We start from the raw sequence: 14,341 nt of genomic DNA on the forward strand, positions 1-14,341 counted from the left end.
GCCCCAATGACCGTAAAAACCACCCATGTCGGGTCTCTGCCCCGCACGCAGGAGGTCGTGGATTTCATCTTCGCCCGTGAAAACAATGAACCCTACGACGCGGGGGCCTTTGACGCCTGCATGGCGGATGCCGTGTCCGAGACGGTGCGCAAACAGGTTGAAGCCGGGGTCGATATTGTCAGCGATGGGGAGACCTCGAAAATCTCCTACGCAACTTATGTCAAAGACCGCTATACCGGCTTTTCGGGTGATAGCCCGCGCAATGCGCCTGCGGATTTGAAAATGTTTCCGGGCTTCTTGCAACGCTTGGCAGATGATGGTGGCACGCCCCAATATGCGCGGCCCATGTGCACGGATGAGGTGCGCTCAAAAGGGCAGGGTGAGCTGGAGAAGGATATCGCCCACCTCAAAGCCGCCATGACGCAGCACGGGGCCGAACGGGGTTTTATGAATGCGGCCTCGCCCGGTGTCATTTCGCTGTTCCTGCAGAATGATTTCTATCCCACGCGCGAGGCGTATCTGGCCGCGTTGGCCGATGCCATGAAGGAAGAATACGAAACCATCGTGGCGGCAGGTCTGGACCTTCAGCTGGATTGCCCGGATCTGGCACTGTCCCGGCATATGCTGTTCACCGATCTGTCTGATGACGAGTTCGTCATGATCGCCAACATGCATGTCGAGGCCCTGAACCACGCGCTGCAGAACGTGCCTGCCGAGAAAGTTCGCGTGCATATCTGCTGGGGCAATTACGAAGGCCCGCATTGCTGCGATATTGCGATGGACAAGGTGTTCAGCACCCTGATGGCGACTAAGTCGCGTTATGTCCTGTTCGAAACGTCAAACCCCCGCCACGCGCATGAGTGGACGGTGTTTCGGGATCGCAAAGCCGAAATTCCAGATGACAAGATTCTTGTGCCGGGGGTGGTCGACACTACCACCAATTTCGTTGAACATCCCGAACTTGTGGCTCAGCGGATTGAACGGTTCACCGGAATCGTAGGTGCCGATCGCGTTATCGCGGGCAGCGATTGCGGCTTTGGCACATTTGCGGGCTTTGGCGCGGTTGATCCTCAGATCGCTTATGCCAAGCTGGCGGCGTTGTCAGACGGGGCCAAGTTGACCGCATCATGACTCCGTTGATCCTGTTGCCCGGCATGATGTGCGATGCGCGCCTTTTCGGCCCGCAGATTCAGGCGCTGTCGGGCCGAATGCCCGTAATGACCTTTCCACTTGGCCAGCATGACAGCGTCCAAGTTCTGGCGGCAGACATTCTGAGAAACGCGCCGCCTGTTTTTGCGCTTTTGGGCCTTTCGATGGGTGGGATCGTCGCGATGGAGGTGGTGCGTCAGGCCCCTGAGCGCGTGTCGCGCCTTGCGCTGCTCGATACCAACCCGCTTGCTGAAACCCCCGAGGTAAAGGCCCGCCGCGCCCCCCAGATGGTTGCGGTGCGCGAGGGGCGCTTGTGGCACGTTATGCGGGACGAAATGAAGCCCAACTATCTGGCAGACGGACCAAGGCAGGGGGCCGTTCTTGACCTGTGCATGGCGATGGCGACCGATCTGGGGCCGGACGTATTCCTGCGTCAATCGCAGGCGCTGATGGATCGCCCTGATCAATGCGATACCCTGTCTGCCTATGCAGGCAAAACTCTGGTCCTGTGCGGTCAGGATGACGGGCTTTGCCCCGTCGAACGCCATGAATTGATGCACCGCCTTCTGGCCAACAGCACGCTCGAAATCATTTCCGGCGCAGGGCATCTGCCCACCCTCGAAAAACCCGATGAAACCACAGCCGCAATCTCGCGCTGGTTGGAGGACCTATGAAACCGTCCCTTTTGTCTTTGCTTCGCAAGGTTGATACCCCCACGGTCTGCAATGCCATCGAAGTGGCACAAGGCCAGCGCGGTTTCGACCGTTTCACGCGCGGCACCATGCACTGCTCGGCCCCTGAAGAACCGCCCATGGTGGGGTATGCACGGACTGCCAAAATCGCCGCCGTCAATCCGCCCGCCGAACCGCCCGAAATCATCAGGGCGCGGCGCATGGCCTATTACAGATACATGGCCGAAGCACCGTCACCGTCCGTCGCGGTGATCGAGGATCTGGATTTCCCCGATTGCATCGGTGCCTATTGGGGTGAAATCAACACGACGGTCCACAAAGGTTTCGGCCTGTCGGGTGCGCTGACCAACGGGGTGATGCGTGACCTTGGGGATTTGCGGCAAGGCTTCCCGGTAGTTGCCGGGTCGGTCGGCCCAAGCCACGGCTTTGTCCATGTGCGCGAACTCGATACTCCGGTCTCGGTCTTTGGCCTGACGGTCAATCCCGGCGATCTGATCCATGCTGACCGTCACGGCGCGCTGGTGGTGCCCGAAGACGTCGCGGGCCAACTAGAGGCCGCGATCCAAAAGCTGCTGACGACCGAGCGCATTGTCCTGGACGCGGCCAGCCAGCCTGGATTTGATTTTGAAGCTTTCGAAACCGCGTGGTCTGAATTCGAATCCGCCCGAACCTGACAGCTGATTGCTGATAGGAACCGTCAGTTGCTGACCTCGGCCATGAGTTGCAGGCAATCGCCAAGGCCGCGTGACCCCGAAACAACTGCGCTATGAAGCCCTGCATTTCGAAGACCGTGGGGCAAAGTGGAATTCCTTATCGTTCTTCCTTAACCTGCACTAAAGGAGGCCCATGGTGAAACGTCGACTCACGGTCATACTTGCAATCGATGTAGTGGGCTATTCCCGCCTCATGGGAAAAAACGAGACGGGAACACTAAACGCGCTCAAAGCGCATCGCTCGGAATTAATTGATCCAAAGGCCGTTCAGTATGGCGGGCGAACGATCAAGTTGATGGGCGACGGCGCGTTGATGGAATTTGCCAGCGTTGTCGATGCGGTCCGATTTGCCGTCGAAATACAGTGCGCCATGTCCGATAGGAATTCGGACGTTCCCGTTGGCGACCGAATAGAATTTCGTATCGGCATCAACGTCGGTGACGTGATTGATGAGGGCGGGGACATTTTCGGCGACGGTGTAAACCTGGCTGCAAGGATCGAGAGCCTCGCCCAAGCCGGCGGAGTCTGCGTTCACCGCAACGTCTTCAGTCAGGTCCGCGGAAAACTGGATCTGGATTTCGAGGATCTGGGCGGGATCACGGTCAAGAATATCGAACAGCCTGTTCCGGTGTTCCGCCTGAACCTGAACGAGAAAGCGGCAACGCTAGTATCTTCGGTCAAACCCGCAAAACCAGACCGAAAACCCTTTACCGTGCGGACGGCTGCCATTGCTTTTTTGGCTTTGGCTCTTGTCGCCGGATTTGTCGCTTGGCGTTTCATTGCACCGGATTTTCAGCCGGTAGGAACGGCAGAAATGGAACACCCACTGCCGGACAAGCCTTCGATTGCCGTGCTGCCGTTCAGCGACGTAAGTCAGGGTGCCGACAAGGGCTACCTTAGCGACGCAATCAGTGAAGAGATCATTGCCAAGCTTTCCCGGTTCCCCGAGTTTTTTGTCATCGCCCGAAACTCGAGCTTCTTTTACCGCGACAAATCGGCAGATATACGTGAAATCGCCAAAGAACTTGGCGTGCGGTACGTACTGGAAGGCAGCCAGCAAAAGTTCGGCGACAAGCTTCGCGTGAATGCAACCCTTATTGACGCGGCGGCCGGGAATGCAATTTGGACTGAAACCTATGATCGCGATTTGACGGATATCTTTGCGCTGCAGGATGAAATTACCCGAACAATTGTTGCGACGCTGGAACAGAACCTTGACCTTGCCGAATTCGACCGATTGCTGCGCCAGTCCACTCAAAGCCACGGCGCGTACGAACTTGTTTATCTAAGCCGCGCCGAACGTTTCAAATTCACGCCGGCCGGTAATCAAGAAGCCAAGCGGCTGGCTGAAGAGGCTATCAAACTGGACCCCGACTATTCCGTTGCATATTTCAGCCTTGCCTGGGTGCATATCAATTGTGATCGGTGGGGATGGTGTGCTGACCGGCCACGAGGCCAAGCTCTGGACCTCGCCTTTGCGGCGGCTCGCAAAGCTGTTGAACTTGATCCCGACAGTTCTCTGGCGCACTGGGTTCTTGCGCATGCGTTTATGCAGGCCAACGATCTTGAGCAATCCGAAAGAGAGTACGACCGCGCCATTGCGCTTAATCCGAACTCGGCAGGTGTGTTGGCGGGCTCGGTCGAAACGTTGGTATATCTTGGTCGCGCGACCGAGGCCGTCGAAAGGCTTCAAACCGCGATCCGGCTGAATCCCCATCATCCGGACTGGTACCTGTGGAGCCTCGCCTGGGCGCAGTATTTCACCGGTGAGTATGAAGCCGGGTTAGAAGCGATCGATCGGATGACAAACATTCCCAATCTGGCGCGCCGTACACAGGCGGCGCTTTATGTCCGGTTGGGGCGGCTGGAGGAGGCCAAAGCCTCGATAGACAAGCTGTTGGAAAATCAACCGGGCTATACGATTGAGGATCAACGCCACAGTCTTAAGGGCAAATTCCGGGATCAGGGCATTCCGGATCGCTTTGTCGACGATTTGCGGACTGCCGGATTGCCGGACCGACCTGCCGATTGATCGCCTTCGGGCTGTGTTTGACCTGAATGATTGCCTTGTTGCGCGTTTATACACTGCGGCACTCACTGGAAGAGCAACGCCGGGGATCAGTCAAAACCCGCTGGCTCGTTCAATGAGCCAATACATCGACACCGAGCCGATACAGTAGGCGGCAATCACTGTGGCCCTCTGGCCAACCGGGCGCGCGATCAGCCGCCAGACGGCAACCATAAGAGCCAGAGCGCCTATGAAACTCAGCTGACCGGCTTCAACACCCAGGTTGAACGCAAACAACGCCGCAGGAATATCGTTCGCGGGCAGCCCAATGTCGGCCAAAGCCCCTGCAAAACCCAGCCCATGCAAAAGTCCGAACCCGAAACAGACAATCCAGGGCTTTTGGTTTGAAAGCCGTAATAGACCTTTGCTGCCTTTTACGATCTCCATAGCCAGAAAGACGATAGACAGCGCGATAACGGCTTCAACCGGCGGGCCGGGAATGCTCAGCACGCCAAAAGTTGCCAGCGCCAGAGTTATGGAATGTGCAAGGGTGAAAGCTGTCACGGCGCCGACCAACCGCCAAGGATCGCGAACCAGAATGAACAGCGCCAAGACAAACAGCAGGTGATCCCAGCCTTCCAGAATATGTTCAAATCCCAACTGGAAATATGCCACGAACACAGACCACGTCGTTTGATCGGAAGGAATTCCCTGAACGGGCGCATCAGGGGTTAGTCGAAGCGTCACAGGTTCGGATGCCGTCGGGTGCAAACGTACCAATACGTCATTCAACTGCAGTTCCAGACCCTCAATGGCGATGAATTCACCTGCCATGCCCTTGGGGCATTCCGTGACCCAGGATGAAACCCAGGCCCGGCTGTCGAAAACGGGATCTGGCCCACGGGCCGGAACACAGGTTTCCGGCAATATGGGCTCGATCGCCATCGGTTGACCATTCACATCGGGTTTTCGCCAATGAACAGCCCAGGTGTCGGGCGCGATCTGCCGCATTTCCAAGTATCCCGGGTCAAGGGCATGGGCTGTGACGTTGCCACCCAGCCAGGACAGCGACATCGCAAACAATAGGCAGATCAGGGGTCTCATTTCGCCAAGCCTGAAAGATCGGGGATTACAATCTCGTAGCTGGCGGCAAGCGTCTCGTATTGCGCCCGGGCTATGTCTTCGCTTGTGGCGCGACGCCAGTCCTGAAGTACCGCATCGCGAATGTCAGCCAGCGGCGGTGTCTGGCTCGGTTCAACGGCAATTACCTGCACAAGATGCGTCCCGTAGCCAGATTGGACAGGCCCCGTCCAGCGGCCTGTTTCGGCCTGTAGTAGCCCCGTGGAAAACCCTGTCCCAAAGACCGAGTCGATGACCTTTGTCGCGGTCAACGGCATCGAAGCGGGCAGCAGCGTTGAGGTCCCGAAAGCCGAGGTTTCGTCGGTCTCAGGCAGCGCGGCCAAAGCTGTTTCAATTTCTGCCTCGCTTGGCCTTTCCCCCAGAAAGACGTGGGTGAAGGCAACCTTGTCAGGCGTTGCATAGCGGTCCGGGTTTTGATCGACAAATGCCTGTAAATCTTCATCTTTCGGAACAACCGACATGGCGATTGCTTCGGTCAGAAAATCCATCTTTTGGCTTAGCCGAGACCTGATCACGGTATCTCCGCGATCCAGACCCAGTTTCCTTGCCTCCCTGACCAGAACCTCTTCGCGGATGGATGCATCGACCAAAGACTGAAGCTCTGTATCGTTTGGCGGGCGTTTCCATCGGGCTTTGAACCGAGAGGACAAAGCCGCGACATCTTCTTCGTCGATTGCAATCGTCTCGGAGGTTTCGGCCGTCTGGTACTCTGGCGCAACAATATGGAACCAACCGAAAATGGCCGCTCCAATCAGGAAGAAGTGGAACAGAGGTTCTTTCAGTATTCGCATGAAGGCTCCTCGTAAAACGTGATCTGGTTCTACGTCTCGATGCTGGCATCAGAGGGTTGGATATTGCAAGGTGATGGACGGCTGCCGATTCAGGGGCTGGCCGTGCCCACTGAGGTCGCGGTCACGACCTCAGTGGGCAGCGGATCACTCGGCCGGCGTATACCAAATCGGGGACGAATACGCGCGTTCCTGATGCGTGAGCACTGCATCCTCGGGCAGCTCGGAGCCGAACCTTAGCTTGTCGTAAAGCACCCAACGCGGGGTCGGGATTTCGATCGCCCGCACGTAGTAGAAGGCCCGCGCGTTCGGGTCGAAATCAGGGTCAGACCAAACAGTGACCAGTTCGGCGGTTCCGATTGTGTTGGTCCAGCTGGCGGTATCCACATCCACCGTGTTCCCCACCGCGGGGATCTTGCCGCTATCATCTGCAACACGGTTGTCTGACCACGCAACATCATAGACCTTTTCCTGCAAGGCACCCTCGGCATCAAGCCAGCCCTTAATGACTTGCACACGATCCAGATTTGCCCCGATCGGGTCGCGCAAAGCGGCGATCAGGAAGGATGGCGCGCCGTCCCCTTCGCGGGGGCGCAGGTCCGACCCCATCGGAACACCTTTGGTATAGCCAACATCTGCCAGAAAGCGGGTTTCGACATCAGCATCACTGAAATCCCACCCGCCAAAGAATCGCAGACCGATCCGGGGGCCCGTGGTCGCGTAGGTTTCACGCCGCTTGAATGCGTCAAAAATTGCAGCACGTGTATTTTCGGTCGCCCAAACAGCCGTATAGCCGGACGCTACAAGCAGATCACCGGGAATCTCACCCAGATCATTGGCGATAAACGGGTGCTTGATACGCGAGGCCGAGGGCTCAACGCTGACGGATTTGCCAAAGAAGTTGTCTTCTTCCGCCGTGGCCAGAGAGGTATGGCTGTCCGTCGCACCGCCCATGCCGAACTTATAGGGGTTAACGCCGAATTTTTCTTCTAACATCAAGCCGCGTTTCAGTGCCTCACGGGCATATTCCCCGGCCAACATGTCATCGGTTTTCAATTCGGTTATGTCGAGGTTGCCGACGTCCCAGTTCTCGTAATCCGCAAATTCGTCATCCGGGCTCAGGAAGGGGTGGGCTTCGCCGTCACCTTTGATCTGCGTAACCTCATAGTGAGGTTCCCATTTGGCGCGGGCTGCGACGTATTCCTCGTCAACCTTGCCGCCGTGATACGTATCCTCGGTCGGGAACATCCATCCGTTCGACAGGTTGCCGTTATGCGCAAAGGCAACTGCGCGGCCCCCGGTTTTTTCCTGATACTCCTCAAGCCAGGCATAGAGCGATTTAGGGTCCGTATCGCCGTAAGGGGGCTGCGTGACCGGGGGAACCATTTGCAAGGCCCGGATCGGGCCGTCACGCAGCATGACGTTCCGGTGCAGATTGAAACCCTTGGGAACCGAGGTCCATTCGAACCCGATGAAGGCGGTAAAGTTGCCGGGGTCATTATGCCGCTCGGCCGCCAGAACGATATGTTCCCAAGTGAACGCAAAAGCGTCTGCGCCGGGGCTGTAGGATTCCAGAAGAATTTCCGGCAAAGTCATTTGCGAGAAATTGGTGATAATATCGAAGGCCGTTTTCCCGGCCTCTTCCCCGCCAGCTTTATAGCCTTCGTACCACTCTAACCCTTTTGGATCAGCAATAACGCCGGGTTTTCCGGCTTGAAGGTCCGGCGCAAATCCCATCAGGTCCGTGTGATCCGTAAGAACCATCCAATCCAGAGGTCGCGCCAATCTGACAGCTTGACCTGTCGACGAAATGACCTGCTCGCCCTTTGCGAAACGCCAGGCTTCATCTGGTAGCAGAGTGTTCCCAAAGGCCCCGGCGTCCAGCGAAAGCCCGGTGTGAAGATGGGTGTCCCCCCAAAGCGGACGTTCAGGGAACGAGCGTTCGGCATATGGAGAATACGGCTGATCCTGAAATAAACCTTCTGCCGCCTGTTCGCTGGGCACGGCGTCAGAAAGAACACTTGCCGGTGCCAACATCAAAGCGACAAAACAAACGGATAACCGAAGCATTGGGACCTCCCACATCGAAAAATTCTGCGAAGAAGAAGAGTTTTCGCAATCTGTTTATATTCGATTTTGTTTATATCACGCTGTTTTGGTTTCTGTGAGGTTTTTCTTTCCGATGTGCTTGAAGCTGGTCAGAACGCTGGCCTGAGCTATGCAGCCGTGTCCCTTCGCGTGCCAAGTGCTGACTACTTGGTCGGCTCAAGCGCCAAGGCCCGAGCGTTGACGTGCAGCACCGGCGAGGCATGAACAGACCCAAATCAATCTGCCGGTAAATCAGCTTCCAAAACCATATTGAGAACAAACTGCGTTGCGAGGTCCGTTTCTTCCAAAGCGGCTAAAGCTTCAAACTGTTGATGCAGCGCAGTTTCGCCCCAATTTCGCGTCGCGATAGCGATTTGAACCAAAAGCTCGGGGTCATTTTCCAGAGCAGCGGAAAAAATCTGAACGATTTTTGGCTTAAACTCTGATTGTAAGGTGCCCGCTTCGGCCAAAGCCCGGATCAACGCCTTTTTGTGTTCTTTTGTCTTGCCAGGATCTTGAAGGGCCGCGCCAATGGCGCTGATTGCAGTCGATTGGTCCGCTTCTATTCCAGCAAGAGCCCACTCGAAAGAATTCAGCCCACCTGATTCCAGCGAACGAACATATCGCGTGCGTACAAACGAGCGCGCCTGGGGATCGGATTGCAACCCGAGCAAACGGATGGCGGCGGATCTGTATGCGAAGCGGTTTATGTCGCTGAATTCCTGTAGAATTAAGCTTGCGGGAACTCTGTCGCTCAACGGGCGCACAAGCGCGTAGGGTGCGCGACCGATTTCAATCAGGGCCATGTTGTGCAACACATGATCCGAGTGCCCTAAATACCGGGTAAAGAACAAAACCCTGTCGGGATTATCCGTTTCTCCGTAAGCCCAAAGCCGACCGAAGCTACGAAGGTCTTCCAGAAAGTCGTGTCTTTCGGGGGTCAGAATAAACAAACGTCTCCAATGCCGCGAAGAACTGCGACCGGTACTATCCTTGTAGGTCGGTCCATAGGTCAGCAAGACGGTTCGCGTTGGATCCGAGCGGAACGACCGTCGTGTAACGCTGTCGATCAAAAACGGAATGTCCGGTGCGGATTTAAGCTTTTCGTTATCCCCTTTGAGAACTTTTTGCGCCTCGAACCTGAAAGGATTGTCTGATGCTGGGCCCGCCAGCACGATGACTTCCGCGGATAGAATGTGATCGGCCAAGGATGCGTCCGGCAGCTCAATACACACCGCGCAGGCGTATGATGCACGCGGTATGGCCAGCCCAAGGACGCATATCACGACTGCAAGAATTCTTCGCATTGCTGGCCCCACGGAACTGATCACCTAGGTTGGCGGCGTCACCAATAGCGCTAAGGTAGCAAATATATTCAGTGATCGGAATATCGTTGAATTCGCCGGTACAATGTTTCGGGATTTGGGTTTGCTCTGCTAAGCGGGCGTAGGAAAGCCATTGTACCGGATAGTTACACGTCACGACCCAACGAAATTGAACCCATTCGGTCCGCTTATCCGTAAGACTTCTAACATCATATTTTACAGACAACTCGGTCCAGAACGTTCAGATCCGAAACGACCCCAGCAAAAGCCGGCCCTCCACCCGGCGTCACGGAGTGCTCAGTACCCCGAAACGTCGCGCGAATATTCGTGATAGATGCCCGGATCAAAGATGGAATTGACCGCCAGTTCGCGCTTGGGAAGAAGGTCCTCGGAAAACACCCGCGCGGCGGCAAAAACATCAGGCGTGACAAAGCGCAGACCGTCCGGAAGCTGGCCCAGCGTCGAGTTCGGGTCATTGGCGGCAAGGTTGTATCCCCAGACGCCAAAGGATGGGATCGACATCTGGTACGTCACGACCTGCGGGAAAATCTCGGACAAGGTTCTGGAAATCGTCCAGTAGGTATGAGGCGAAAAGAACGGCGAGCTGCTTTGGGTGACCAGTACGCCGTTCTCGGTCAGGATGCTCTGGACCATGGCGTAGAACTCGACCGAGTAAAGCTTGGACAGCGCCTCGTTATGGGGATCGGGGAAATCGATTATGATCCGGTCATAGGTCTGGTCGGTGGATTTGACATAGTTGAACGCGTCGGTGTTGTGCACGTGCAGGGCCGACGCCTCCATGCTGTTTTCGTTCAGACGCGCGATGGGGGCCAGATTGCGCCCCAGATCGGTCATCGCCGGGTCGAGGTCCACCAGATCGATGCGCGACACGCTGGGGTATTTCAGTATCTCACGCACGGCGAGCCCGTCGCCTCCACCAAGAACCAGCACGGATTTGGGGGCGGCCTCACCCCAGGACAAGGCGGGATGAACCAGGGCTTCGTGATAGCGATACTCATCCGTTTCGGCGAATTGCAGATGGCCGTCGATATAAAGGCGGATATCGTTTTTCTGCCAGGTGTTGGTGACAACCAGCGACTGATATTGCGACTGCTTGCGCCAGACGATGCGGTCGAAATACAGGTGATCCTGCGCGAATGCTGTGATCCGCCCGGCCAGCAGGGTCAGTGCGAACAGCAGGACAATGGTCCCGATGGCGCAGCCCAGCATCCGTTTGGGCGTGTCCAGTTGATCGCGCAGGCACAGCACGCTCAGCAACGCGACCATGGCATTGGTCAGGCCAATGGCAAACGAGGACGAGATCAGCCCAAGCGACGGCAGCAGCAGGATCGGAAACAGAACCGACCCGCACAGCGCGCCGACATAGTCCAGCGACAGCACGTCGGCGATGGATTCCCGCGTCGTGCTGCTTTCGGACAGGACCCGCATCAGCAGCGGAATCTCCAGCCCGACCAGAAACCCGATGGACGAGATGAAGGTGAACATGCCGACCGTGTAGAACCACGGGGCATAGGGAAAGAGCATGAACAGGGACACGCTGCACAGGCCGCCGATCAGGGCCAGGATCAGCTCGACCCAGATAAAGGTCTGGATCAGGTTGCCGTGGAAAAAGCGCGAGACATACGACCCGACCCCCATGGCAAACATGAAAAAGCCGATGGTCAGTGAAAACTGATAGACCGAGTTGCCCAGCAGGTAGCTGGACACCGTCCCAATAATCAGTTCGTAGACGATGCCACACAGGGCAACAACAAGGATCGCACCAAGCAGAACCATCGCCTGTCGGCGCGGCAGGTCGGTGTAACGCGGTGTCAATGTGTCGGTCATAGTGAAATCCGGAAAACTGGAAAGCCCGGCGCGATCAGCGCGCCGGGCCAAGGTTGGGGTTCGGGTAGGCGCGGCGCTTATTTACCGGCGCGCAAACCACCGGCGCGGGCGCTGCGCGGGGCCGAATAGCTGGTGCGCGGTGTCACGCTGCGATTGTTGAAGCTGGACGCGCTGATCCCGGCCGAACGCTGACGGCTGATCAGGTTGCCAATCAGCGCACCCGCCAGAAAACCAGCGCCCGAGAAACGCAGGCCTGCGGATTCACCGGCGGTGTCAGTGGCGATCAGACGGTTGTTGGCCTCGTCGATCTCGATGGTGAAAACCTCACCCTCGTCCGAGTCGCGAACGCCGTTGCCATTCGGATCCGCATAGCCCGAGAATTTGGCGTCGGACAGAATCTCCAGACCCAGCGGCTTGTCATAAAAGCGCGGTTCCGAGTTCATGACCTGCGTCAGATATATTGTGAATTCATCCACTTGCTCGTCCGAGGCTTCGGCGATGCTGTTGGCTGTCAGGTATTCCTGATATTGATTGATCGCAAATTCGGTCCGGTCCAGAACCTGCCCAAGATCGGCGGTTTGTTCGGATTTGGGGGCCAGGAACATCGTGTAGCCGACGAAGCCGAGAACGCCCAAAATGGCAATCAGTTTAAGTTTTCCAAACATGAAATCTCCTATCGAGTTTAGTCAGTGTTTTCAGGTTTCACCAAGGGGGCAGGACCACCACACCTGGTGCAGGTCCTTGCCGTAGAACTCATTCAGTTCGCCGCATTTCGTCATCCCATGCGCCTGCAATTCATCCGCGTGGGCATCGGATAGGTCAGAGGGGACAGCCAGAACCGCCATGCGGTATTTCTGCGTGCGCGCAAGCGAAAGCTGCTGATCCAGCCCGGCCAGCCCGGTCCCGGCTTCACGCCAGCGCAGACCCGCGACATCATCGGTTTCAGCGGCTTTATGCAGGTCAATGACAGACAGGCCCGCGGTCGAGGCCGGAGGCGCGGGCGGCAGGTCCGGCGCGTCGGGATTGTCCAGCCCATAGATGATCTTCGCCTCTTTGGGGCTGTGATATCCGGGCACAGTCAGCTCGACCGAAGCGCCGAACTCTTCATACAGCTTGTGCGCGGCGGCATAGATCTTTTTGCCGAACTCTTCATAGTCGCTGGTTTCGATGAAAATCTTGCGGATGTGCAGCTGCGCCAGCTTGCCCAGCAAGTCGTTCAGCATCTGCCCGCCCAGACCTTTGCCGGTATGGGCCTGATCCAGATAGGTCCAGGACAGCCAGGCAACATCGGGGACGTCTTCGTCGACGCTGTAGCCGATCAGTCCCAGCACGTCGCCCCGGTCCAGCAGCACAAACATGTTGTCGGTGCCTTCGTTGACAAACGTGCTTTCAGCTTCAAGCGCGTCATCCTCGTCGGTCTGGGCGATGATCTGAACGGCGGGCGAAACATGCCGCCATTCCATAGGTTTGAGCGTCGGACCTTTCGAGCCGAACAGGGCGTTAAACACGGCAAGACCTCCTCCGATCAACGCGGATGCAATATGGGTGAAAACCGCGATCTGAGACCACAGATACAGAAACTCGGCCGTCAGCAGCCCGCAGATCAGCGCCAGCGCCCAGACACGCTGCGCTGCCGGGCGGGATGCAACCACGCCATAGGCGACGAGGGCGTAGGAAACGCTCGACAACCCAACAAATCCCGGCCCGGCCAGAGCGAACTCTGCCACTGTTCCGGCAAGCGTGCTCAGAACCGCAAGACCTGCGGTTCCGATGCTGCCCAGCCGGGGTTCGGTCAGGGAACCGCCAACAAGGATCATCAGGCAATTGAGCGTCAGATGGTTCAGATCCCCATGCCGGATTACGAACACCAGATGGTCGGGCAAGCTCAGGACCGGCCCCGAATAGCGCACCGGACCGAACAGCATGTAAACGCAGATCGCGCACAGGATAAGAGAGATCGTGACCGGGCATCTGCGCAGTTTTTTCATTCGCCCTTCAGCAACCCGCCACCGCCAGCTGTGGCACGGTTTGCCTGATCAGACCGCGCTGGAGGGACTGCGCTTCGACGCGCTGCGGGCGGAAAAAGGACTTCAGCACGTCCAGGCTGCGCTGCGGCTCGGCGTCGCCGCACATGAAGATGTCGATGGCGGCATAGCCATGCTCGGGCCAGGTGTGGACCGAGATATGGGACTCGGCCAGCAACGCCACGCCGGTAAAGCCGGCACGCTGTCCGAAATCATGGGTCTCGACGCCCAGAATTTGGGCCTTGGCAGCCAGTGCCGCGCGCGTCAAAGCGTCTTGAGCAGGGGTAGGATCATAAAGCGCAGTTGAATCAAAGAAATCCGCTATAAGATGTATGCCTAATGGCGAAGAAGCAGGGTCCATTTATGGCAATAGCCTCAAATCACGTAATATGACGGCAGCATTAGTTCATTGATCTAATTAGTCAATCTGATCGCGACGTTAAGCTTTTTTGACGGAAGCGCTGTGGCGGAAATGCACAACCAATGGGAGATTTTGGTTTGCCCCGACTCACACTTAACTGAAACCGGAAGGCCGGGTTAAATTACAAAATGACAGCTCAATTTGT

General features: G+C 56.9%; 12 protein-coding genes. 4 read left to right on the plus strand and 8 right to left on the minus strand.

Annotation, left to right across the window (positions count from 1 at the left end):
* Positions 1-6 precede the first annotated feature (6 nt).
* The 4 genes from ACR0LW_RS16300 to ACR0LW_RS16315 all read left to right on the plus strand — a co-directional run bounded on the left by ACR0LW_RS16300 (position 7) and on the right by ACR0LW_RS16315 (position 4,586).
* Complete coding sequence (locus tag ACR0LW_RS16300) at positions 7-1,131, plus strand: cobalamin-independent methionine synthase II family protein (RefSeq protein ID WP_480883295.1); 1,125 nt, start codon at positions 7-9, stop codon at positions 1,129-1,131.
* Positions 1,128-1,823, plus strand: coding sequence for an alpha/beta fold hydrolase (locus tag ACR0LW_RS16305; protein WP_480582798.1), 696 nt, complete (start codon positions 1,128-1,130; stop codon positions 1,821-1,823). Before ACR0LW_RS16300 ends, ACR0LW_RS16305 begins: the two co-directional genes overlap by 4 nt.
* Positions 1,820-2,515: an RraA family protein gene (locus ACR0LW_RS16310; protein ID WP_480883297.1), complete on the plus strand. Its 696-nt coding sequence runs from the start codon at positions 1,820-1,822 to the stop codon at positions 2,513-2,515. Before ACR0LW_RS16305 ends, ACR0LW_RS16310 begins: the two co-directional genes overlap by 4 nt.
* A 175-nt stretch (positions 2,516-2,690) precedes the next feature.
* Positions 2,691-4,586 carry an adenylate/guanylate cyclase domain-containing protein gene (locus tag ACR0LW_RS16315; protein WP_480883299.1) on the plus strand — a complete coding sequence of 632 codons (1,896 nt, stop codon included), beginning with the start codon at positions 2,691-2,693 and terminating at the stop codon, positions 4,584-4,586.
* Between the two features lie 90 nt (positions 4,587-4,676).
* Here the strand turns inward: ACR0LW_RS16315 and ACR0LW_RS16320 are convergent, their stop codons facing one another.
* The 8 genes from ACR0LW_RS16320 to speD form a co-directional block, all read right to left on the minus strand.
* On the minus strand, positions 4,677-5,666 hold the full coding sequence (locus ACR0LW_RS16320) for a HupE/UreJ family protein (RefSeq protein ID WP_480883301.1): 990 nt from the start codon (positions 5,664-5,666) through the stop codon (positions 4,677-4,679).
* Positions 5,663-6,493: a peptidyl-prolyl cis-trans isomerase gene (locus tag ACR0LW_RS16325; RefSeq protein ID WP_480883303.1), complete on the minus strand. Its 831-nt coding sequence runs from the start codon at positions 6,491-6,493 to the stop codon at positions 5,663-5,665. The genes ACR0LW_RS16320 and ACR0LW_RS16325 overlap by 4 nt, the downstream gene beginning before the upstream one ends.
* Before the next feature lie 144 nt (positions 6,494-6,637).
* Positions 6,638-8,560 (minus strand): DUF3604 domain-containing protein, encoded by a 1,923-nt coding sequence (locus ACR0LW_RS16330; protein WP_480780130.1) that lies wholly within the window; start codon positions 8,558-8,560, stop codon positions 6,638-6,640.
* 254 nt (positions 8,561-8,814) lie between these two features.
* Entirely contained in the window at positions 8,815-9,786 is a 972-nt protein-coding gene (locus ACR0LW_RS16335; protein ID WP_480883305.1) for a hypothetical protein, read from the minus strand.
* A gap of 414 nt (positions 9,787-10,200) precedes the next feature.
* Positions 10,201-11,751: a polyamine aminopropyltransferase gene (locus ACR0LW_RS16340; protein ID WP_480883307.1), complete on the minus strand. Its 1,551-nt coding sequence runs from the start codon at positions 11,749-11,751 to the stop codon at positions 10,201-10,203.
* A 77-nt stretch (positions 11,752-11,828) separates the two neighbouring features.
* On the minus strand, positions 11,829-12,416 hold the full coding sequence (locus tag ACR0LW_RS16345; protein WP_480883309.1) for a hypothetical protein: 588 nt from the start codon (positions 12,414-12,416) through the stop codon (positions 11,829-11,831).
* 30 nt (positions 12,417-12,446) lie between these two features.
* Entirely contained in the window at positions 12,447-13,739 is a 1,293-nt protein-coding gene (locus ACR0LW_RS16350) for a GNAT family N-acetyltransferase (protein WP_480883311.1), read from the minus strand.
* A gap of 7 nt (positions 13,740-13,746) precedes the next feature.
* Positions 13,747-14,136 (minus strand): adenosylmethionine decarboxylase, encoded by a 390-nt coding sequence (speD, locus tag ACR0LW_RS16355; RefSeq protein ID WP_480883313.1) that lies wholly within the window; start codon positions 14,134-14,136, stop codon positions 13,747-13,749.
* Positions 14,137-14,341 lie beyond the last annotated feature (205 nt).

The sequence above is a fragment of the Ruegeria sp. N4 genome (assembly GCF_056531425.1).

Excerpts from the sequence above, each read along its gene's own strand:
- ACR0LW_RS16300 (WP_480883295.1), top strand. The coding sequence starts at position 7 with ATGACCGTAAAAACCACCCATGTCGGGTCTCTGCCCCGCACGCAGGAG.
- ACR0LW_RS16305 (WP_480582798.1), top strand. The coding sequence starts at position 1,128 with ATGACTCCGTTGATCCTGTTGCCCGGCATGATGTGCGATGCGCGCCTT.
- ACR0LW_RS16310 (WP_480883297.1), top strand. The coding sequence starts at position 1,820 with ATGAAACCGTCCCTTTTGTCTTTGCTTCGCAAGGTTGATACCCCCACG.
- ACR0LW_RS16320 (WP_480883301.1), bottom strand. The coding sequence starts at position 5,666 with ATGAGACCCCTGATCTGCCTATTGTTTGCGATGTCGCTGTCCTGGCTG.
- ACR0LW_RS16325 (WP_480883303.1), bottom strand. The coding sequence starts at position 6,493 with ATGCGAATACTGAAAGAACCTCTGTTCCACTTCTTCCTGATTGGAGCG.
- ACR0LW_RS16330 (WP_480780130.1), bottom strand. The coding sequence starts at position 8,560 with ATGCTTCGGTTATCCGTTTGTTTTGTCGCTTTGATGTTGGCACCGGCA.
- ACR0LW_RS16340 (WP_480883307.1), bottom strand. The coding sequence starts at position 11,751 with ATGACCGACACATTGACACCGCGTTACACCGACCTGCCGCGCCGACAG.
- ACR0LW_RS16345 (WP_480883309.1), bottom strand. The coding sequence starts at position 12,416 with ATGTTTGGAAAACTTAAACTGATTGCCATTTTGGGCGTTCTCGGCTTC.
- ACR0LW_RS16350 (WP_480883311.1), bottom strand. The coding sequence starts at position 13,739 with ATGAAAAAACTGCGCAGATGCCCGGTCACGATCTCTCTTATCCTGTGC.
- speD (WP_480883313.1), bottom strand. The coding sequence starts at position 14,136 with ATGGACCCTGCTTCTTCGCCATTAGGCATACATCTTATAGCGGATTTC.